Raw genomic sequence first — 19376 nt, forward strand, 5'->3', positions numbered from 1 at the left:
GTCATTCTCCGTAAGTTAATCGGTTGAATCCACCTTGTGAGCTTCTGGTCTCGCCTGCAGACCTGGCCCTTGTGGGGCAGGTCCGACAGTGTAAGCATACCCTGTTTCCGGCTGATATGATTCACCAACTGTAACGGAGACCTGCACGATGAAGTTTGACCTCGCAAAACTCAACGAACTGACCCGCAACAACTTGACGGGCCTGCTGGGCGTCCGTGTGACCGCCGCATCCGATGGCGAATTGCACGCCGAAATAGACATCCTGCCGCACCACTTGGCCCCCAACGGCTACTTGCATGCCGGTACGGTCGTCACCCTGGCTGACACGGCCTGCGGCTTCGGCTGCATCGCCAACTTGCCGACCGGTGCGCAGAACTTCACCACCGTTGAGCTGAAGTCGAATCACCTTGGCACCGCCCGCGAAGGCACGATTTCCGTGATCGCGCGCATGGTGCATGGCGGCCGCGTTACCCAGGTGTGGGATGCAACGGTCACCAACAAGGCAAACGGCAAGGCCATCGCGCTGTTCCGCTGCACCCAGATGATCCTCTATCCCAAGGAGTAGCCATGAACTATCTGTGCAGGCTTGCTGGCGCTGGAATGTTTGCCGTTTCCGCCTTGGCGTCTGCACAGACGCCCTACGCCGACGATGAGGTTTATCGCGGGCTGGGCGGCAAGCAGGGGATTACGCGCATCGTCGACGCGCTGTTCGAGATTACGCTGGCCGACCCGCGCATCAGGGACACTTTTGATGGCTTCGATATCCCGGTCGTGAAGGAGCGGTTGGCGGAGCAGATCTGCGAATTCGCGGGCGGCCCTTGCAAATACACGGGCAAGTACAAGAACCGCGACATGAAGACGGTCCACGAGGACCTCAAGCTTAACAATCTGCATTTCAACGCGCTGGCGGAAGACCTGCAGATAGCGCTGGAGCGCAACCACGTACCATCCCGCGTCTCGAACCAGCTGCTCGCCAAGCTGGCGCCGATGCAGCGCGATATCGTCACCGCTGGCGGCGGAGCGCCGCAAGCAAAGCCCGACCACGGCAAGTTGATCGCCACGGGGGGCGTCACCGCAGTGGAGGGAAGCGCTGGCGGCGGCATTGTCCCGTGGGCCCTGATTGCCGGGTACGGCACCCGCGACAGCTGGGGCGCCAGCGCGTTCGCCACCCGGGTTGCCACCCAGGATTACAGCCTGGTGAGCTATGGCGCGGCAATCGGTATTGGCGACCGCGTCGAGATTTCGCTGGCGCGCCAGGATTTCGAGGGCGAGCTGGCGCCGCTGGACCAGCTGCGTATCAAGCAGGATATCGCGGGAATCAAGCTGCGCGTGGTGGGAGACGCCGTCTACGAACAGGATCACTGGACGCCGCAAATCGCCATCGGCCTGCAGCACAAGAAGAACAAGGGCGTCGGCGGCCTTGGCGCGCTTGGTGTGACCAGCGTCACGCAGCTTGGCGCAAAATCGGCCAGCGGAACCGATTTCTACGTTTCCGCGACCAAGATATTGCTGGAGCAAAGCCTGCTGCTGAACGCCACCCTGCGCAGCACGCGCGCCAACCAGATGGGTCTATTGGGCTTTGGCGGGGACCGGCAGGGAAGCCGCAGGCTGATGCCGGAATTCTCGGTCGGCTACTTGTTGACACGAAAGCTGGTGCTTGGGGCAGAATACCGCCGCAAGCCGCATAACCTGGGCGTGGACAACGAGAAGGCCTACAAGGACATCTTCCTTGCATGGCTGCCGAACCGCCACTTCTCGCTGACCGCAGCCTACGCCGACCTTGGAACGATTACCATCTTTAACCCTAAGACGCAGCGCGGCTTATACCTGTCCGCGCAAACGGGATTTTGAACATGAAAAAACTGATATCCATCGCTGCATTGCTTCTGCCACTCTTCGCTTGCGCCGGCACGCCGATCGGCAGTTCGGACACGGGAACATTCGAAGTAATGGGCCGGGACGGCAATCCGACCGGCATGTTCTATCGCCTGTCGCAAAGCGGCGGAACCTGGAAGATGGAGGGCAAGGAGTCGGCGAGCGTCGACTGGCACGACATCAGCTGCAGCAAAGGCTGCGCGTACAGCGAGGTATCGGAGTCGGAAGCCGGGGCCTACCTGCCCGCTGCCATGCGTGCGGAATATGACATCGCCTGCATCAAGAACGTTGCGCAGGCATTCTGCCGCTACAGCATGAAGACAAACAGCAAGCAGGGCGGCTTCGCTGTGATGGCACTGGTCACCGGCGAGCCAATCTTCATCAGCGTGAAACGCAGGTCGCGCGGCTGATGGCGTCAGCCCTTCAGGGCCTGCTCCAGCAGCTTATGCAAGGCCGGGAATTCCGGCTTGCCCACATAGCGCTTGATGATGTTGCCGTCCTTGTCGATGACAAAGGTGGTTGGCGTCATCGAGACGTCGCCATAAGCTTTCGCCGCTTCGCCTGAAACGTCCAGCGCAACCTTGAAAGGCAGCTGGCGCGTTTCGGTGAAGTTGACCACGTAGTTGGGCGCGTCGTACTTCATCGCCACGGCGACGAATTCCAGGCCCTGGCCTTTGTACTTATTGTACGTATCGACCATATCCGGCATCTCGGCCACGCAGGTGGTGCACGACGTGGCCCAGAAGTTGACCATCACGACCTTGCCTTTCAGGCTGTCGGGCGTGATCTTTTCCCCTTTGATGCCGAGGAAGGTGACCGCCGGCGCGGACTGGCGCTTGTTCAGCGACTGGTATGCGGTAAGGCCGATACCGGCCATGACCGCCAGCGCAATCGCCGGTTTGACCCACGCCCTGGACCCGGTATTCATGATGGTTCCTTAGCCTTGCGAAGCCGGGGCGGACTGGTACTGCTTCGACTCGTCCTCGGAAATGTATTCGAACACTTTGACGACCTTGCTCACGCCGGACACGCCGCGCGCAATATCGGCTGCCTGCGCGCCTTCGCGCTGGGTCACCCGGCCCATCAGAAACACGGCGCCCTTCTCGGTGATCACCTTGAAGGAATTGGCCGAGATATCCTTGGCGTCGGCCAGGCTCAGTTTGACCTTGGACGTGATCAGCGCATCGTTCGAACGCGAGGTATAGCTGGAAGTGAAGCCGATTTCCAGCTCGTTGGTGACGTTCGATACGCCCTCGATGCCGCGCACTTCGCGTTCCACCTTGGCCTTGGTTTCGTCATCCGGTACTTCGCCGGTGATCAGGACGCGGCGGTTGAAGCTGTTCACGTTGACGTGCGAGCTTTTGTCGACGACGTTCGGCAGCTTCACTTCGGCCTTCATCACAATCGACTTGTCCTCGGTCTGGGCGCCGAAGGTGCGGCGATCCGATGCTGCAAGAGTCCCTGCGACAGCGCCGCCGACGATGAGCGGGGCGCACGCGGACAGGGTGGTGCTCGCCAGGACTGCGGCCATCACGGCCAGCGCCAGTGGACGGGCTTTATTCATTTACATCTCCTCCGAACAGGGCGACGTCGATGCCGTCGCACAGGCAATGGATGGTTAACAGGTGGACTTCCTGGATGCGGGCGGTGCGGTCCGCCGGCACGCAGATATGCACATCGGCATCGGTCAGCATCTTGCCGATGGCGCCGCCGCCTTTACCGGTCAGCGCCACAACGCGCATCTCGCGCTCCAGGGCTGCCTCGATGGCCGCCATCACGTTGGCCGAATTGCCCGAGGTGGACACGGCCAGCAGGATGTCGCCGGCCTGGCCGAGCGCCTGCACCTGCTTGGAGAAGATCTCGCGGTAGCTGTAGTCGTTCGCCACAGCGGTCAGGATCGAGGTGTCGGTCGCCAGCGAAATGGCCGGCAGCGGGAAGCGTTCGCGCTCAAAGCGGCCCACCAGTTCCGCAGCGAAGTGCTGGGCGTCGGCTGCAGAGCCGCCGTTGCCGCAGGCCAGGATCTTGTTGCCGTTCGACAGGGCGGAAAACATCAGATCCACCGCCTGCGCGATAGGCTGCGCCAGCACGGTCGCCGACTGGATCTTGATTTCGGCACTTTCGTGGAAGTGCGAGAGGATGCGTTGATTAGTCATAGTGTGCGTAATTATAGTGCAGCGGCTTGGCTGGCCTCACAAGCGCTGTTAAAAATGCTTACATTTGATCAATGATAGCGTTGCGCAGCCAGTTTATGCGGTCGCCGTCGATGGCCACCACGTCGATCCGGCACGGCGGCATGTTGGCAAAGCGCAGCAGGTAAAACTTGGCGGCACGCAGGATGCGGCGTTGCTTGGCGGGCGAAATGCTGGCCGCGGCGCCGCCGAAAAAGGGCGTACTGCGCTCGCGCACCTCGATAAAGACCAGGTGGGCGCCGTCCTGCATGACCAGGTCCAGCTCGCCCACCTTGCACAGGAAATTGCGTTCGACCAGTTTCAGGCCCTGCTGTTCCAGGAAGGCCAGGGCGCGGTCTTCGCCTTCGCGCCCGATTTCCTGCAATTCGGTGCGCGGCATGGGCTTTCCTACTGCCCCACCGGGGACGGTACGCCGTTGTGGTACTCGGCGGGGACCTCGATGCGCTCAAACCAGGACGGGCCATTGCCGAAATCGATGGTCAGCTGGCCCGTCACGCCGTCCAGCTGGAAACGGCGCTGCGGCTGGTAGGCAATTTCGCGGGCAATGCGGAAGGCGTCGATGCCCAGCGCATAGACCCGCTCCATGTCGGCGCTGATCCGCACCTCGTCGCGCGATTCCGGCTGGGGATAGGCCATGACCGCCGGATGGTCGCGCTGCACCAGCCAAGGCAGGTCGAGCAGGCGCACGCCGTCGAGTTCCGGACCGGCACGGTACATGGTGCGGCCCGGGTTCAGCGACGAGGTGCCGTACAGCGGGATGTCGCCCAGCGGCGGCGCCGACAAGGCGATTTTCAGCTGGCGCGCCTGGTCCGGATCGAGCGCCGCAAACAGCACGCTGGCCGGCTCGTTCTGCAGGCGGGTGCGCAGGGCCACCAGTTCCGCGTCCTGCAGGTAGCCGTTGACCGGCATCATGTCAAAACTGCGGGCGCCAAGGCCCAGGCGGCGCAAGTCGGCCATGATGGCGCTGGCGATGCGCTTCTGCCACGACGAATTGCCGGAAATGACCAGGGCGTGCGCCGAAGGATTCTCGCGTGCCGCCCATTCCGCGACCTGGCGCGCCTCTTCCTCGATCGACAGGCCGATCGCCAGCATCTGCGGCGGAATCTGCGGGTCGCCGCGCAGGTCGGGACGGTTCAGCGCGATGGTCGGCTTGTCCACCAGCGGGCTGGTGGCGATGGCGGTGACCGCGGCACGCGCCAGGGGGCCGACCACCATATCGTTCTTTTCCTGGGCGGTGACGTAGGCGGACAGCACTTCCTGCGTCGAGTCGCCGGTTTCCACCACATTGATTTCCAGGCCGTGGCCGTCGCGCTCGCGCGCCGCCATGAAGCCGGCGCGCAGGGCGTCGGCAGCGCGGCCCAGGGCCTCCGAGCGCAGCGGCAGCAGCAGCGCGATGCGGTACGGCCTGCCGCCCGCGTTTTCCTGCGGCTGCGGAACCACCTGCATCATCTCCGGCGCCCGCGCGTCGTCCGGCGACGGCACGGCAAAGGTTTCGACCACGGTTTCCGGCTCGGGAGGCGTGGCCGGTTTCGGCCGCGCCGCCACCTTGGCCGGCGGCGCACTTGTCACCGGCGTGATTGGCGCGCACAATCCCCCCGGCGCGTCGCACGGCGTGCTGCAGCCGCTTGCCAGCATCGCGACGGCGGCGCAGAGTATCAGTTTATTGATATTTTTATACAGCATCCTACCCCCAATGACCTTACAAGAATCCAGCCCGCTCGCAGGTCTACCTATCCTCGGCGAGACTGTCCACCAGAACTATCCTACGGCATCTTTATACGTAGTGGCTACGCCAATCGGCAATGTAACCGACATTAGCCTGCGCGCCCTGCACGTACTGTCGCTGGTGGACGCCGTGGCCTGCGAAGACACCCGCAATACGGCTCAGCTGATGAACCGTTTCGGCTTGCACAAGCCCCTGCTGGCGGCGCATATGCACAACGAAAGGGAGGCTGCGGAAGGCCTGATCCGGCGCCTGCAGGCCGGCGAGCGTATTGCGCTGGTCTCGGACGCGGGCACCCCGGCGGTTTCCGACCCGGGCGCGCGGATTGTCGACGCGGTGCGGGCGGCTGGCTTGCGGGTGATCCCGCTGCCGGGCGCGTCGGCGGTCGTGGCGGCCCTGTCGGCGAGTGGCTTGGTCAACGATCAATTCCACTTTGTTGGATTTTTGCCCTCCAAAGCCAAACAGCGCGAAGTGGTGCTGCAAGGACTGGTGGGCGCGCCGGCCACGCTGGTGTTCTACGAAGCGCCGCACCGCATTATCGAGTGCGCGCAGGCCTTGGCCGAGGTCTTCGGCGCCGAGCGCCAGGTCGTGTTCGCCCGCGAAGTGAGCAAATTGTTCGAACAGATCCACCGCTGCCCGCTGGGGGACGCCGTGGCTTGGCTGAAATCCGATGCCAACCACGAAAAAGGCGAATTCGTGGTCCTGGTCGAAGGCGCCCCGCCGGCTGACGCCGGGCAGGACGCCGAGACCGACCGCATCCTGCAGATCCTGCTGGCCGAGTTGCCAGTCAAACAAGCCGCTGCGCTTGCCGCCCAGATCACCGGCAGGAAAAAGAACGCCCTCTACGACCGCGCCCTCGAGCTCAAACCGTAAACCAGGGACGCATCTCTTCCTTACCACTTGCAGCCGCTGTCTTTCTTATCCATTAGTAAATACAGCGGGGCCAGCAGGCCGCCGGGGATGCCATCCTTGCAATGCGGGCGCGCGGCCTGCTGGATTTGACGGCCCAGTTGTTCATCGCGGCTTGCGCGCAAGCCCGGCTCGGCAGGACCCAGTTCGGCGGCAATGCCGCGCGCCGCCGCCTTGGCCGCTTCGCGGTCGAAGTGCGCTGCCGGACCTGTTTCGGCCGGAGGCAAGACCAGGGTGGATTCGTGCGCCGGCCGGGTCGCCAGCTCGATCGGCGCCTGCTGCGGATGTGCGCGTGGTTCGACCCGGCGCAGCGGCTTGCGCGGTGCGGCGGCCGCGACAGCTTCCGGTTCCGGTGCAAGCGCCTGCGGCGGTACTGGCGAAGGCACCAATCTCACCTCCACTTCCGTCAGCCAGGTGCGCGCGTCCGCTACGAGATGCGGAGCGGGCAGGCGCAGGAAGACCACCGCCGCCACATGCAGTAGCAAGGAAATAAGGATACCGACGGCTATGCGCCATCCCGGCGGACGATAAGCCGCTACTTCCACGAAAATTCCTTCCATTTTGAAATTGGGGGTTGACGCTCCCCGACCCAGCTTGTATTATCTTGCTTCTTCGGAGTGTAGCGCAGCCCGGTAGCGCATCTGCTTTGGGAGCAGAGGGTCCAAGGTTCGAATCCTTGTACTCCGACCAAGTTTCAGAAAAAAGACCTGCATTCGTGCAGGTCTTTTTTTTTCTGCGTTAGGATCAGCGCCATGTACACCTGCCCTTGCTGCGGATACGCCACCTTTGCAGGAGCCCCCGGCTCGCTCGCGCCGTGCCCTGTCTGCGACTGGCGCGACGATTTGCCGCAGCTCTACTCCCCTTTCCTGGCCGGCGGCGCGAACGCGCACAGCCTGGCGGAAGCGCAAGTGCGCCACGTGCAGTTTGGTGGCGCCCTGGCCGGCGCTGGCCATGTACGCGATCCGCACTGGTTCCCATTGTGGCAGCAGAAAGCCGATATTCCCGGCGGCGAGCCCGCAGCCGACGGCACCACCTATGACCTGTATTATTGGCTGCGCACGCCCCGCTCTTCTGTGCCGGAGCAGCCGGTCGGCCTGCGCCGCGTGCGCAACCGCATCATCGAATACTTGGAGCTGGCCAGCTCCTTCGACGCGCAAAGGCAGCTGCAGGCCGCCGCACCGGGCATGTCGGCAGCCGATGAGGTGGTGAACCAGTGGGAAGATTGGGTGACGCCGGACTGGAAGCAGCATTTCACTGAACCGGTCTTTTCGGCGGAAGAACGCAATGGCATCGCGCAGTTTGCGCGTGCCTGGCGTGAAATCGCGGAGGGCGCGCCGCAACCCCTGCCGCGGTTGGAGCGGCTGTTCGAAACGCCGAACTGGCAATCGCTGCAGCGCGCAGCGGCCACGCTGCTGGGAATATTCCTGCTGCGTGGCCGTTCGGACGAAACTTAGGCGCTCATCCGCTCAAGCATGCAATGCGCCTGCTTGTTTATCCCGCGCGCTTGGCGGCAATCGCGTTGCCGGCGCGGCTGGCGGCCTTGCGGCCCAGGAAGCTGGAAATGAACTGGCCCGCGTCGACCACCTTGTCCAGGTCCACGCCGGTTTCAATGCCAAGGCCATTCATCATGTAGATCACGTCTTCCGTGGCGACGTTGCCGGTGGCACCCTTGGCATAAGGGCAGCCGCCCAGACCGGACACGGAGGAGTGGAAAATCTCGATCCCCACTTCCATCGAAGCATACATATTCGCCAGCGCCTGGCCGTAAGTGTCGTGGAAGTGGCCCGCCAGCGCGTTGGCGCGGAACTCCTTGATCGCGCGTTCCATCACAGCCTGCGTCTTGCGCGGGGTGGACACGCCGATGGTGTCGGCGATATCGATTTCGTCGCAGCCCAGGTCGCGCATGCGGCCCACCACGTATGCCACGGCGTCCAGCGGCACCTCGCCCTGGTACGGGCAGCCGAACGCGGTGCTGACCGAAGCGCGCAGGCGCAGGCCGGCATCCTTGGCCGCCTTGGCGACCGGCACGAAGCGCTCGATCGATTCAGCGATGGAGCAGTTGATGTTCTTCTGAGAGAACGCTTCCGAGGCGGCGCCGAAAATCACCACCTCATTGGCGCCGGCAGCTAAAGCAGCGTCGAAGCCCTGCATATTCGGCGTCAGCGCGGAATAGATCACGCCCGGCTTGCGCGTTATGCCCGCCATGACTTCTTTCGAGGTGGCCATCTGCGGCACCCACTTCGGCGACACAAAGGACGCCGCTTCAATATTCGGGAAGCCCGCTTCCGTCAGGCGGTTGACCAGCTCGATCTTCACATCGGCCGGAACGTCGCCCTTCTCATTCTGCAAGCCGTCGCGCGGACCCACTTCAACAATCTTGACCTTCTTTGGCAAACTCATTTCAGTATCCTTTTTCGCGATTGATAACGTCGGCGACCTGTTCGCCGCGCGCGTGCTGGCGCATCTTGCCCACCATTTGCTCGATGCTTTCGCGGCGCAGCGTGAGGGCGGAGATATGCGGCGTGATCGTGATGCGCGGCTCTTCCCAGAACGGATGCGGGGCCGGCAGCGGTTCGTTGCGGAACACGTCCAGCGTGGCGCCCGCGATGTGGCCGGATTTGATCAGCGGCAGCAGGTCTGGGTCGGAAATGTGCGGGCCGCGTCCGACGTTGATGATGTATGCCCCTTGCGGCAGCTTTTGCATATTGCTGCGGCTCAGGATATTCACCGTCTCCGGCGTCAGCGGCAGCATGCAGACCACCACGCGCGAGGAACCGAGAAAAGCGTCCAGTCCATCCTCGCCATGGAAGCATTCCACGCCGGCCAGCGACTTCGCCGTGCGGCTCCATGCGCGCAGCGGGAAGCCGAATGGCCTGAGCGCCTCGATCACCTGGGTGCCGAGCGCGCCCACGCCCATCACGCCGACCGTGAAGTCCGCCTTGTCGCGCGCCTCAAGCTGCAGCCAGGCGCCGGCACGGGCTTGCGCCTCGTATTCATCCAGGCGGCGGAAGTAGCGCAGCACGGCATGCGTGACGTACTCCGCCATCTGCATGCCCATGCCGGCGTCGTTCAAGCGCACGATCGGGATGTGCGGCGGGATCGCCTGCGAGTACTTCATGATCGCATCGGCGCCCGCGCCGGTCAGGAAAATGGCCTTGACGCGGGCCAGGTCCGCCAGCATGGACTGGGGCGGCGTCCACAGCACGGCATAGTCGCAGGCGGGGATCTCGCCGACGCCTTCGCGCCAGACCACCACCTCCGCTTCGGGCATCAAATCGGCAAAATCCTTGATCCAGGGCGCGGTATTGCCATCCGCGCGATACAGCAGGATGCGCATGCCGACCCCTTAAGCGGCGGTTTTGAAGGCCAGCAGCGGAGCACCGTCCGCCACCTGGTCGCCGACCGCGTACAGGACTTCTTCAACCACGCCGTCGTGCGGAGCGGAGATGGTGTGCTCCATCTTCATCGCTTCCATGATGACCAGCGCATCGCCCTTTTTCACTTCCTTGCCCTTCTCGGCCAGCACCGCGACAACCTTGCCCGGCATTGGCGCGGTCAGGCGGCCGCCTTCGGCCTCGGACTCGCCGGCGTGCGCCATCGGGTCGTTATACTCCAGCACATAGTGGCCGCCGCCGGTGAACACGTGGAACACGTCGCCGTCGCGGCGCACGGTGCCGTGCACCGAGGTTTCGCCCAGCTTGATGCTCAGGTCCACGCCGTCTTGCCGGAACAGGGACAGCGCGACTTCCAGGCCCTTGATCTCGAAGTGCCAGCCGTGCGGCAGGTAGGTCAGCATCGGCGCGTACTGCTTGCCATGCTCGTCGCTGAAGGCGAGCTTGCGCGCGTAATGGAAATTCATGCGCCAGCCGAGCGCCTGGCCCCAGGGATCGCCTTGATTGGCGCCCGATTGCGCCGCCGACTTGTCTTTCTCTTCCTCGATCAGCGACACCGCGGCCAGCGCCACGGCAGCGACAGGGATCGAGCGCGCCGGCGGGAACAGCGCGTCATGGTTGCGTTCGATCAGGCCGGTATCCAGGTCGGCGTTGGCGAAGGCGTCGCCTTCCACCAGGCGTTTCAGGAAGGCGATATTGGTCGCCAGGCCGACAATCTGGTACTGCGCCAGGGCTTGCGCCATGCGGGCCAGGGCCTGTTTGCGGTCCGCGCCCCACACGATCAGCTTGGCGATCATCGGGTCGTAGAAGGGCGAAATCGCATCGCCTGCGCGCACGCCGGAATCGATACGCACGGCGCATGGATGGCCGGGCACGCCGCCCAGTTCAAAGTTCACCGAGGCCGGGGTTTCCAGGTGGCGCAGCGTGCCGATCGACGGCAGGAAGCCCTTCTCCGGATTTTCGGCGTAGATACGCGCTTCAATCGAGTGGCCGTTGATGGCCAGGTCGGACTGCTTCTTGGGCAGTTGCTCGCCGGCGGCGACGCGGATCTGCCATTCCACCAGGTCGGTGCCGGTGATCATTTCGGTCACCGGATGCTCAACCTGCAGGCGGGTGTTCATCTCCATGAAGTAGAAGCTGCCGTCCTGGTTGGCGATGAATTCCACCGTTCCCGCGCCGACGTAGCCCACGGCGCGCGCGGCCGCCACGGCGGCTTCGCCCATGGCGGCGCGGCGCTCGGCGCTCATGCCCGGCGCAGGCGCTTCCTCCAGCACTTTCTGGTGGCGGCGCTGCACGGAGCAATCGCGCTCGAACAGGTAAATGCAGTTGCCGTGCGTGTCGGCAAACACCTGGATTTCAATATGGCGCGGGCGCTGCAGGTATTTCTCCGCCAGCACCTTGTCGTCGCCGAAAGAGCTGATCGCCTCGCGTTTGCAGGAGGCCAGCGCGTCCTTGAACGCTTCCGACGACTCGACCACGCGCATACCCTTGCCGCCGCCGCCGGCCGAAGCCTTCAGCAGCACCGGGTAGCCGATGCGGTCGGCTTGTTCCTGCAGGAAGCCTGCGTCCTGATTGTCGCCGTGGTAGCCCGGCACCAGCGGCACATTGGCTTTCTCCATCAGCTGCTTGGCGGCCGATTTCGAGCCCATGGCGCGCATGGCGGAAGCCGGCGGGCCGATGAAGGCCAGGCCCACTTCGGCGCAGGCCTCCGCAAACTCCGCGTTCTCCGACAGGAAGCCGTAGCCCGGGTGGATCGCCTCCGCGCCGGTGGCCAGCGCCACCGCGATCAGCTTGTCGCCGCACAGGTAGGATTCCTTGGCGGCGGCCGGGCCGATGTTCACCGCTTCGTCGCACACGGCGACGTGCTTGGCATTCGCGTCCGCGTCCGAATACACGGCCACGGTCTTGATGCCCAGGCGGCGCGCGGTCGCGGCGACGCGGCAAGCGATTTCGCCACGGTTGGCAATCAGGATTTTCTTGAACATTGTCTCTCTCTATTCTTCTTTGTATGAGTACGAGTTAGCAGCCGCAGGCTTCTTTTTGTACCGAGTCCAGCACGGCGCCGCGGGTCGGCAGGCCCAGTTTGGCCAGCAGGGCGCGGTCGTCGTTGGCTTCCGGGTTATCGGTGGTCAGCAGCTTGTCGCCGTAGAAGATCGAGTTGGCGCCGGCCATGAAGCACATGGCCTGCACGGCTTCGCCCAGCTCGCGGCGGCCGGCCGACAGGCGCACGCGCGCCTTCGGCATGGTGATACGGGCAACGGCGATGGTGCGCACGAATTCCAGCGGGTCCAGCTTGTCCAGGCCGTGCAGCGGCGTGCCTTCCACCTGCACCAGGTGGTTGACCGGTACCGATTCAGGGTATGGGTTCAGGTTGGCCAGCTGGGCGATCAGGCCGGCGCGCTGCTCGCGCGTTTCGCCCATGCCCACGATGCCGCCGCAGCAGACCTTCAGGCCGGCGTCGCGCACGTGGCCCAGCGTGTCCAGGCGGTCCTGGTATTGGCGGGTGGAGATCACGTCGCCGTAGAAGTCCGGCGAGGTGTCCAGGTTGTGGTTGTAGTAATCCAGGCCCGCGTCCTTCAGGCGCTGCGCCTGCGCCGCTTCCAGCATGCCCAGGGTGGCGCAGGTTTCCAGGCCCATGGCCTTCACCTCGCGCACCATGGTTTCGACTTTTTCCATGTCGCGCTCTTTCGGGCTGCGCCAGGCGGCGCCCATGCAGAAACGGGTGGCGCCGTTGTCCTTGGCCTGCTTGGCCGCGTCCAGCACGGTGTCCAGGTCCAGGATCTTCTTGGCTTCCACGCCCGTGTCGTAGCGCGCGGCTTGCGGGCAGTAGCCGCAATCCTCTTCGCAGCCGCCGGTCTTGATCGAGAGCAGGGTCGCCAGTTCGACATCGCCATCCGGCCAGTGGGCGCGGTGGGCTTCCTGTGCGCGGAACATCAAATCGTTGAATGGCAGTGCGTACAGCGCCATCACGTCTTCCAGGGGCCAGGTGGCGGCCTCCGGCAGCTTGATGGCGGCGGTCGGACGGTGCAGTTGGACGGCTTTAGGTTCTTGCAGGGACATATTTCTTCCTCTCTTACTTGTTGCGGCGGCCCGGCCAGTTCGGCAGGGACGTGAAGTCCAGGTATTCGGCGGCGGCGGCGGCAGTCGGTTTCGCCAGCCGCGGAATGCGGCCCAGCAGCGGCGCGGGAATGCGCGCTGCCAGCGCGGCGATATTCTCGTCCGCGAAAGTCATTTCAAATTCCAGCGTGTTGGCAACCCAGCCCGCCAGTCTCAGGCCGCGCGACTCGATCGCCTCGACGGTCAAGAGGGCGTGGTTGATGCAGCCCAGGCGCAAGCCCACCACCAGCACCACCGGCAGCGCAAGCTGACCGGCCAGGTCGGCGGTGTCGAAGTCCTCGGTCAGCGGCACGCGGAAACCGCCCACGCCTTCCACCACGATGGCATCGGTGGCCGCCGCGATTTCCACGTAGGCCGCCAGGATCGGGACGGGGTCGATCGCCACGCCTTCCAGCGCGGCCGCGATATGCGGCGCGGCCGGTTCCTTCAGCATGAAGGGGGTGGTCAGCGACTGCGGCAAATGCACATTGCTGGCTTCGATCAGCTGGTCGGCGTCGTCGTTGTGCAACTGGCCGTTTTTCATCACGGCGCCCGCCGCGACGGGCTTCATGCCGCAGGCGCGCGCGCCGTGTTTCACCAGCGAGTACAGCATCGCGGAAGACGTGAGCGTCTTGCCGATCTCGGTGTCGGTGCCCGCCACGAAGCAGGCGAAGCGCGGCGGCATATCAACGGCCGCTGCGGCTTGGGGCTCTGGAGCGATGACAGGGTCTTCAAGCGCCATATCAGTTCCTTTCCAGTTTGTTTAATGTTTCGACCAGGCGGGCCACGTCGTCGTGGCTGTGGCCTGCGGACAGGGTCACGCGCAAACGCGCGGTGCCGGCGGGCACGGTCGGCGGGCGGATGCCGCCTACCCAGATGCCCTGCTCGTACAGCGCCGCGGCCAGGCGCATGGTCTCCTCGTTTTCGCCGATCACGATCGGCTGGATCGCCGTTTGCGACGGCATCAGGTGCCAGCGCTCGAAGCGCAGGCCATCCCGCAATTGTGCCACCAGGGCACGCAGGTGGGCGCGGCGTTCGCGGCCCTCGTCGCCGGAGATGATGTCCAGGCTCGCTTGCAAGGCATGCGCCAGGGCCGGCGGGGCGGCGGTGGTGAAGATATAAGGACGGGCGCGCTGGATCAGCGTTTCGATCACCGTGCGATGCGCGGCGACGAAAGCACCGCCCACGCCGGCGGCCTTGCCCAGCGTGCCGACATACACCAGGTAAGGCGAGCGCAGGCCAAAGTGCTCCAAGGCGCCGCGGCCGTTCTCGCCCAGCGTGCCGAAGCCGTGCGCGTCGTCGACCACCAGCCATGCCTGATGCTGCTCGCACAGGGCCAGCAGCTCGGGCAGCGGGGCCAGGTCGCCGTCCATGCTGAAGACGGCGTCGGTAACGACGATCTTATTGGTCGCCGTGCTGGTCTCCAGCATCTCGCGCAGCGCCGCCAGGTCGGCGTGGGGATAGACGCGCAGCGAAGTGCGCGACAGGCGGCCGCCGTCGATCAGCGAGGCGTGGTTCAGCGATTCGCTGAAGATTTCCGTGTTCTTGTCGCCGACCGCGAGGCCGGTGATCACGGCCAGGTTGGCCATGTAGCCGGTGCAGAAATACAGCGCCTGCGCCGCGACCAGGTGCGGCGCCATGAACTCGGCCAGGCGCTGCTCCAGCAGGGTGTGCGCGCGGCTATGGCCGCTGACCAGGTGGGCGGCGCCGCTGCCGGTGCCGTACAGCTGCACGCCCTGGTGCATCGCTTCGGCCAGGCGCGGATGCGCTGCCAGCCCGAGGTAGTCGTTGCTGCAGAAGGCCAGCAGTTCGCGGCCGTCGACGGTCATGCGCGGCGCGCAAGGGGTTTCGACGGAGCGCCGCTTGCGGATCAGGCTCTGGTCATGCAGGCCTTGCAGGTGCTGTTCGAGTTTTGCCAGCAATTCCATGTTCAGCCCACCCGCGTTTTCTCGAAGACCGACAGCGTGCGCGCGGCCAGGCCGTCGATTTCCTCGTCGCTGAGGATATAGGGCGGCATCAGGTACACGGTATTGCCGATCGGGCGCAGCAGCAACTCCTGCCGCGTGCCCTCGGTGAAGAAGCGGCGCGAGAAGCCCGGCGTAGCGCCGACGGCGTCGAAAGCCCAGATCATGCCGCGGTGGCGGAAGTTTTCGGTGTGCTCGTGGTGCGCCAGCGGCGCCAGGGCCTCGGTCAGCTTGCGCGAGCGCGCCTTGTTCGTCTCCAGCACATGGTCTTCCTGGAAGATGTCCAGCGTCGCCAGCGCGGCGCGGCAAGCCAGCGGATTGCCGGTGTAGGAGTGCGAATGCAGGAAGCCGCGCGTCACGTCGGCATCGTAGAAGGCCTGGTAGATTTCGTCGCGCGACAGCACGATGGAGAGCGGCAGGTAGCCGCCGCTGATGCCCTTCGACAGGCACAGGAAGTCCGGCCAGATGCCGGCCTGTTCGCAGGCAAAGAAAGTGCCGGTGCGGCCGCAGCCGACGGCGATTTCATCCAGGATCAGGTGTACGCCGTGCTTGTCGCACAGCCCGCGCACCAGTTTCAGGTAGAGCGGGTCGTGCATCGCCATGCCGGTGGCGCACTGCACCAGCGGTTCGATGATGATGGCGGCGATCTTGCCGGCGCGTTCAGTGAACATGCGCTCGACGTCGGCGGCGGCGCGGCGCGCCACGTCGGCCGCCGTTTCGCCTTCGGCCGCCTGGCGCGCGTCCGGCGACATCACGGTCTGCGTGGCGCGCAGCAGCGGACCGTAGGCGTCCTTGAACAGCGCCACATCGGTCACGGCCAGCGCGCCGATGGTCTCGCCGTGGTAGCTGCCCTTCAGGCAAACGAATTCCTGCTTGCCGCCCTGGCCCATATTGCGCCAGGCATGGAAACTCATTTTCAAGGCGATTTCGACCGCCGACGCGCCGTCGGACGCATAGAAGGCGTGGCCCAGCTGGTCCTGGGTCAGCGCCGCCAGGCGTTCGCTGAGCTGGATCACCGGCTCGTGGGTGAAGCCGGCCAGCATCGCATGCTCCAGCATGTCCAGCTGTTTGCGCAGCGCCGCGTTGATGCGCGGGTTGGCATGGCCGAACAGGTTCACCCACCAGGAGCTGATCGCATCCAGGTAGCGGTTGCCTTGATGGTCGTACAGCCACACGCCGCGGCCATGGCTGACGGGAATCAGCGGTACCGTTTCATGGTGCTGCATCTGGGTGCACGGGTGCCAGACAGACTTCAGGCTACGCGCGACCCAATCGCTTTGTTGGTTCACTTCCAAAAACTGCTCCGTTCAATTCAGCCAGCCCGGCTTACGCTTTTCCAGGAAGGAGGTGACGCCTTCGCGGCCTTGCTCGGAAGCGCGGATATGCGCGATGCGTTCGGCCGTGTCGGCCAGCAGCGTGTCGTTCACCGGCTTGCCGGCGATGTCGCGCACCAGCACTTTTGCTTCCTTGACTGCGTTCGGGCTGTTGGTCACCAGGGCCTTCAGCACTTCCGCCATCCTGGCGTCCAGTGCATCGGCGGCGACCAGTTCGTGCACCATGCCGATGCGGTGGGCTTCGGCGGCGCTGAAACGTTCGGCGGTGAGGAAATAGCGGCGCGAAGCCTGCTCCCCCATCGCCTTGATCACATACGGCGAAATGGTGGCGGGGATCAGTCCCAGCTTCACTTCGCTCAGGCAGAAATTCGCCTCCGGCACGGCGACGATGATGTCGCAGGCGGAGACCAGGCCCATGCCGCCCGCATAGCAATCGCCATGCACGCGCGCGATGGTCGGTTTCGGGCACAGGTAGATTGTGCGCAGCATTTGCGCCAGCTGCATGGCGTCGGCCTCATTCTCCTCGTGGGTGTAATGGGCCATCTTCTTCATCCAGTTCAGGTCGCCGCCCGCGCAGAAGGCCGGGCCGTTCCCGGCCAGCACGATGGCGCGCACGTTTTCGTTGCGGCCCAGCTCCGAGAAGGCGCGCGCCAGGTCGTTGATCGCATGCTCGTTGAAGGCATTGCGCACGTCCGGGCGGTTCAGGGTGACGGTGGCGATCTTGCCGCTGATGTCGACGGTCAGGGTGTCGTAGCTCATCTTCGCCTCTCCTTACATGCGGAACACGCCGAACTTCGTGTCCGGGATGGGCGCGTTGAGCGCGGCGGACAGGCCCAGGCCCAGCACCATGCGGGTGTCGGCCGGATCGATCACGCCGTCGTCCCACAGCCGCGCGGAGGCATAGTAAGGGTGGCCCTGATGCTCGTACTGCTCCTTGATCGGCTGCTTGAAGGCCGCTTCTTCCTCGGCGCTCCAGCTGCCGCCCTTTGCTTCGATGCCGTCGCGCTTGACGGTGGCCAGCACGCCCGCCGCCTGTTCGCCGCCCATCACGGAGATACGCGCGTTGGGCCACATCCACAGCATGCGCGGCGAGTAGGCGCGGCCGCACATGCCGTAGTTGCCGGCGCCGAAGGAGCCGCCGATGATCACCGTGAATTTCGGCACCGAGGCGGTGGCGACCGCGGTCACCATCTTGGCGCCGTTGCGGGCGATGCCTTCGTTTTCGTATTTGCGGCCGACCATGAAGCCGGTGATGTTCTGCAGGAAAACCAGCGGAATCTTGCGCTGGCAGCACAGTTCGATGAAGTGCGCGCCTTTCAGTGCCGACTCGGAGAACAGAATGCCGTTGTTGGCGATGATGCCGACCTTCATGCCGAAGATATGGGCGAAGCCGCACACCAGGGTGGTGCCGTAGCGGGCCTTGAATTCATCGAACTCGGAACCGTCGACGATGCGCGCGATCACTTCGCGGATATCGAAAGGCTTGCGGGTATCGACCGGGATCACGCCGTACAGCTCTTCCGGCGCATACTTCGGCTCCGCCGCTTCACGCAGCACGCCCTGCTGCGGCTTCTGGCGGTTCAGGTTGGAGACGATGGTGCGCGCCATCGACAGCGCATGCATATCGTCCTGCGCCAGGTGGTCGGCCACGCCGGACAGGCGCGTGTGCACATCGCCGCCGCCCAGGTCTTCGGCGGAAACCACTTCGCCGGTCGCCGCCTTCACCAGCGGCGGGCCGCCCAGGAAGATGGTGCCCTGCTCTTTGACGATGATCGATTCGTCCGACATGGCCGGCACATAGGCGCCGCCGGCGGTGCAGGAACCCATCACCACCGCGATCTGCGGGATGCCCTTGGCCGACATATTGGCCTGGTTGAAGAAGATGCGGCCGAAGTGGTCGCGGTCCGGGAACACGTCGTCCTGGTTCGGCAGGTTGGCGCCGCCCGAATCCACCAGGTAGATGCAGGGCAGATTGTTCTGTTCGGCGATTTCCTGCGCGCGCAGGTGCTTCTTCACCGTCATCGGGTAATAGGTACCGCCTTTTACCGTGGCGTCGTTACAGACGATCACGCACTCCTGGCCGGAGACGCGGCCGATGCCGGTGATCACGCCCGCCGCGGGCGCGGCGTTGTCGTACATATCGAATGCAGCCAGTTGCGAGAACTCGAGGAAGGGCGTGCCGGGATCGAGCAGCATCTGCACGCGGTCGCGCGGCAGCAGCTTGCCGCGCGCCACATGCTTGGCGCTGGCCGCTTCGCCGCCGCCTTGGGCCGCTTTGGCGACCTTGGCGCGCAGATCGTCGACCAGGGCTTGCATGGCGCCGGCATTGGCTTTGAAGTCCTCGCTGCGCGGATTGAGTTTGCTTTCGATATGCGGCATTGTCGTCCTCTTCTCTTATTCTGGAAATTCGCCGTCGACGTAAAACCAGCGCAAGCCTCCCTCGCCCGGTTCGCGCAGGAAGCGGCTCAGCTCATGCAGGCGCTGGCCGCGGCCATTGACACGCAGGCGGGCCACAAATTCGACGAAATCCTCGTTCGGCTGGGCCTCTGCTTTACGTTGACGTAAACGTAAAGCAGATTTTACCTCAAGTCCCAGCCATTGGAGCTTTTCATCCTGCTGAATAATTGGCTCGCTGGGGCGGGTGGTTTCATGCCAGGTTGACAAGAGATATGGCTCATTCCGCAGCGCATAGGCGGCATAGCGCGAGCGCATCAGCTGTTCAGCCGTCGCCGGCAGGGCTTTACCCTCGATGAAGGGGCCGCAGCACGTCTCAAAAGAAGGACCGCCGCAAGGGCAGCCGACAGGGGTCTTGGATTTGGACATCCCGCCATTATCCGCCATATCGGCGAATGCGATAAAATGTGCCAAATGCATAACAACAGTACCAGCAAGTT

General features: G+C 64.4%; 21 protein-coding genes and 1 tRNA gene. 6 read left to right on the forward strand and 16 right to left on the reverse strand.

Translation table 11 applies throughout. The features are described 5' to 3' along the window. The first annotated feature begins 148 nt into the window (after positions 1-148). The 3 genes from H597_RS0118645 to H597_RS0118655 are packed head-to-tail and all read left to right on the forward strand — an operon-like array spanning position 149 to position 2285. A complete protein-coding gene (locus tag H597_RS0118645; RefSeq protein ID WP_028103466.1) occupies positions 149-565 on the forward strand; it encodes a PaaI family thioesterase in 417 nt (138 codons plus the stop codon). Positions 566-600: 35 nt separating this feature from the next. Continuing rightward, positions 601-1851 (forward strand): DUF3034 family protein, encoded by a 1251-nt coding sequence (locus tag H597_RS0118650; protein WP_083941180.1) that lies wholly within the window; start codon positions 601-603, stop codon positions 1849-1851. Between the two features lie 2 nt (positions 1852-1853). Then, positions 1854-2285 (forward strand): hypothetical protein, encoded by a 432-nt coding sequence (locus tag H597_RS0118655; RefSeq protein ID WP_028103468.1) that lies wholly within the window; start codon positions 1854-1856, stop codon positions 2283-2285. A gap of 5 nt (positions 2286-2290) precedes the next feature. Here the strand turns inward: H597_RS0118655 and H597_RS34935 are convergent, their stop codons facing one another. The 5 genes from H597_RS34935 to H597_RS0118680 are packed head-to-tail and all read right to left on the reverse strand — an operon-like array spanning position 2291 to position 5747. Beyond that, positions 2291-2803 (reverse strand): peroxiredoxin family protein, encoded by a 513-nt coding sequence (locus tag H597_RS34935; protein WP_028103469.1) that lies wholly within the window; start codon positions 2801-2803, stop codon positions 2291-2293. 9 nt (positions 2804-2812) lie between these two features. Beyond that, positions 2813-3439 carry a BON domain-containing protein gene (locus H597_RS34940; protein ID WP_028103470.1) on the reverse strand — a complete coding sequence of 209 codons (627 nt, stop codon included), beginning with the start codon at positions 3437-3439 and terminating at the stop codon, positions 2813-2815. Then, a complete protein-coding gene (locus H597_RS0118670) occupies positions 3432-4028 on the reverse strand; it encodes a phosphoheptose isomerase (protein ID WP_028103471.1) in 597 nt (198 codons plus the stop codon). Before H597_RS0118670 ends, H597_RS34940 begins: the two co-directional genes overlap by 8 nt. 58 nt (positions 4029-4086) lie before the next feature. Beyond that, entirely contained in the window at positions 4087-4443 is a 357-nt protein-coding gene (locus H597_RS0118675; protein WP_028103472.1) for a YraN family protein, read from the reverse strand. Positions 4444-4451: 8 nt separating this feature from the next. Next, positions 4452-5747, reverse strand: a complete 1296-nt coding sequence (locus tag H597_RS0118680) for a penicillin-binding protein activator (protein ID WP_035374627.1) — start codon at positions 5745-5747, stop codon at positions 4452-4454. 10 nt (positions 5748-5757) lie between these two features. On the opposite strand from H597_RS0118680, the gene rsmI reads away from it, so the two are divergent. Further along, complete coding sequence (rsmI, locus tag H597_RS0118685; protein ID WP_028103474.1) at positions 5758-6660, forward strand: 16S rRNA (cytidine(1402)-2'-O)-methyltransferase; 903 nt, start codon at positions 5758-5760, stop codon at positions 6658-6660. A 20-nt stretch (positions 6661-6680) separates the two neighbouring features. Here rsmI and H597_RS0118690 read toward each other — a convergent pair whose 3' ends face one another. After that, complete coding sequence (locus H597_RS0118690; RefSeq protein ID WP_154668161.1) at positions 6681-7241, reverse strand: hypothetical protein; 561 nt, start codon at positions 7239-7241, stop codon at positions 6681-6683. Between the two features lie 68 nt (positions 7242-7309). Between H597_RS0118690 and H597_RS0118695 the strand changes: the two genes are divergently transcribed. Beyond that, positions 7310-7386, forward strand: a tRNA-Pro gene (locus tag H597_RS0118695). 62 nt (positions 7387-7448) lie between these two features. Continuing rightward, the gene (locus H597_RS33420; protein WP_083941181.1) at positions 7449-8150 is read left to right on the forward strand and encodes a CPCC family cysteine-rich protein; all 702 of its coding nucleotides are present in this window, start codon (positions 7449-7451) and stop codon (positions 8148-8150) included. Between the two features lie 37 nt (positions 8151-8187). Here H597_RS33420 and H597_RS0118705 read toward each other — a convergent pair whose 3' ends face one another. Genes H597_RS0118705 through H597_RS0118750 form a run of 10 tightly spaced genes read right to left on the reverse strand, consistent with a single transcriptional unit; the run spans position 8188 to position 19305 of the window. Continuing rightward, positions 8188-9096 carry a hydroxymethylglutaryl-CoA lyase gene (locus tag H597_RS0118705; RefSeq protein ID WP_028103476.1) on the reverse strand — a complete coding sequence of 303 codons (909 nt, stop codon included), beginning with the start codon at positions 9094-9096 and terminating at the stop codon, positions 8188-8190. Between the two features lies 1 nt (position 9097). Then, a complete protein-coding gene (locus H597_RS0118710; protein WP_028103477.1) occupies positions 9098-10033 on the reverse strand; it encodes a 2-hydroxyacid dehydrogenase in 936 nt (311 codons plus the stop codon). A 9-nt stretch (positions 10034-10042) separates the two neighbouring features. After that, positions 10043-12073 carry an acetyl/propionyl/methylcrotonyl-CoA carboxylase subunit alpha gene (locus H597_RS0118715; protein ID WP_028103478.1) on the reverse strand — a complete coding sequence of 677 codons (2031 nt, stop codon included), beginning with the start codon at positions 12071-12073 and terminating at the stop codon, positions 10043-10045. A 34-nt stretch (positions 12074-12107) separates the two neighbouring features. After that, the gene (bioB, locus tag H597_RS0118720) at positions 12108-13148 is read right to left on the reverse strand and encodes a biotin synthase BioB (RefSeq protein ID WP_051293908.1); all 1041 of its coding nucleotides are present in this window, start codon (positions 13146-13148) and stop codon (positions 12108-12110) included. 13 nt (positions 13149-13161) lie between these two features. After that, positions 13162-13926 carry a dethiobiotin synthase gene (gene bioD / locus H597_RS0118725; protein ID WP_028103480.1) on the reverse strand — a complete coding sequence of 255 codons (765 nt, stop codon included), beginning with the start codon at positions 13924-13926 and terminating at the stop codon, positions 13162-13164. Position 13927: 1 nt separating this feature from the next. Next, positions 13928-15112: an 8-amino-7-oxononanoate synthase gene (gene bioF, locus H597_RS0118730; protein ID WP_028103481.1), complete on the reverse strand. Its 1185-nt coding sequence runs from the start codon at positions 15110-15112 to the stop codon at positions 13928-13930. 2 nt (positions 15113-15114) lie between these two features. After that, complete coding sequence (gene bioA, locus H597_RS0118735; protein WP_028103482.1) at positions 15115-16443, reverse strand: adenosylmethionine--8-amino-7-oxononanoate transaminase; 1329 nt, start codon at positions 16441-16443, stop codon at positions 15115-15117. 12 nt (positions 16444-16455) lie between these two features. Next, positions 16456-17241 (reverse strand): enoyl-CoA hydratase/isomerase family protein, encoded by a 786-nt coding sequence (locus H597_RS0118740; RefSeq protein ID WP_028103483.1) that lies wholly within the window; start codon positions 17239-17241, stop codon positions 16456-16458. 12 nt (positions 17242-17253) lie between these two features. Further along, positions 17254-18861: a carboxyl transferase domain-containing protein gene (locus tag H597_RS0118745; protein WP_028103484.1), complete on the reverse strand. Its 1608-nt coding sequence runs from the start codon at positions 18859-18861 to the stop codon at positions 17254-17256. 15 nt (positions 18862-18876) lie between these two features. Further along, on the reverse strand, positions 18877-19305 hold the full coding sequence (locus H597_RS0118750) for a YchJ family protein (protein WP_028103485.1): 429 nt from the start codon (positions 19303-19305) through the stop codon (positions 18877-18879). Positions 19306-19376 lie beyond the last annotated feature (71 nt).

The organism is Pseudoduganella violaceinigra DSM 15887, assembly GCF_000425385.1.
GTDB lineage: Bacteria > Pseudomonadota > Gammaproteobacteria > Burkholderiales > Burkholderiaceae_D > Rugamonas > Rugamonas violaceinigra.

Excerpts from the sequence above, each read along its gene's own strand:
- H597_RS0118645 (WP_028103466.1), top strand. The coding sequence starts at position 149 with ATGAAGTTTGACCTCGCAAAACTCAACGAACTGACCCGCAACAACTTG.
- H597_RS0118650 (WP_083941180.1), top strand. The coding sequence starts at position 601 with ATGTTTGCCGTTTCCGCCTTGGCGTCTGCACAGACGCCCTACGCCGAC.
- H597_RS0118655 (WP_028103468.1), top strand. The coding sequence starts at position 1,854 with ATGAAAAAACTGATATCCATCGCTGCATTGCTTCTGCCACTCTTCGCT.
- H597_RS34935 (WP_028103469.1), bottom strand. The coding sequence starts at position 2,803 with ATGAATACCGGGTCCAGGGCGTGGGTCAAACCGGCGATTGCGCTGGCG.
- H597_RS34940 (WP_028103470.1), bottom strand. The coding sequence starts at position 3,439 with ATGAATAAAGCCCGTCCACTGGCGCTGGCCGTGATGGCCGCAGTCCTG.
- H597_RS0118670 (WP_028103471.1), bottom strand. The coding sequence starts at position 4,028 with ATGACTAATCAACGCATCCTCTCGCACTTCCACGAAAGTGCCGAAATC.
- H597_RS0118675 (WP_028103472.1), bottom strand. The coding sequence starts at position 4,443 with ATGCCGCGCACCGAATTGCAGGAAATCGGGCGCGAAGGCGAAGACCGC.
- H597_RS0118680 (WP_035374627.1), bottom strand. The coding sequence starts at position 5,747 with ATGCTGTATAAAAATATCAATAAACTGATACTCTGCGCCGCCGTCGCG.
- rsmI (WP_028103474.1), top strand. The coding sequence starts at position 5,758 with ATGACCTTACAAGAATCCAGCCCGCTCGCAGGTCTACCTATCCTCGGC.
- H597_RS33420 (WP_083941181.1), top strand. The coding sequence starts at position 7,449 with ATGTACACCTGCCCTTGCTGCGGATACGCCACCTTTGCAGGAGCCCCC.
- H597_RS0118705 (WP_028103476.1), bottom strand. The coding sequence starts at position 9,096 with ATGAGTTTGCCAAAGAAGGTCAAGATTGTTGAAGTGGGTCCGCGCGAC.
- H597_RS0118710 (WP_028103477.1), bottom strand. The coding sequence starts at position 10,033 with ATGCGCATCCTGCTGTATCGCGCGGATGGCAATACCGCGCCCTGGATC.
- H597_RS0118715 (WP_028103478.1), bottom strand. The coding sequence starts at position 12,073 with ATGTTCAAGAAAATCCTGATTGCCAACCGTGGCGAAATCGCTTGCCGC.
- bioB (WP_051293908.1), bottom strand. The coding sequence starts at position 13,148 with ATGTCCCTGCAAGAACCTAAAGCCGTCCAACTGCACCGTCCGACCGCC.
- bioD (WP_028103480.1), bottom strand. The coding sequence starts at position 13,926 with ATGGCGCTTGAAGACCCTGTCATCGCTCCAGAGCCCCAAGCCGCAGCG.
- bioF (WP_028103481.1), bottom strand. The coding sequence starts at position 15,112 with ATGGAATTGCTGGCAAAACTCGAACAGCACCTGCAAGGCCTGCATGAC.
- H597_RS0118740 (WP_028103483.1), bottom strand. The coding sequence starts at position 17,241 with ATGAGCTACGACACCCTGACCGTCGACATCAGCGGCAAGATCGCCACC.
- H597_RS0118745 (WP_028103484.1), bottom strand. The coding sequence starts at position 18,861 with ATGCCGCATATCGAAAGCAAACTCAATCCGCGCAGCGAGGACTTCAAA.
- H597_RS0118750 (WP_028103485.1), bottom strand. The coding sequence starts at position 19,305 with ATGTCCAAATCCAAGACCCCTGTCGGCTGCCCTTGCGGCGGTCCTTCT.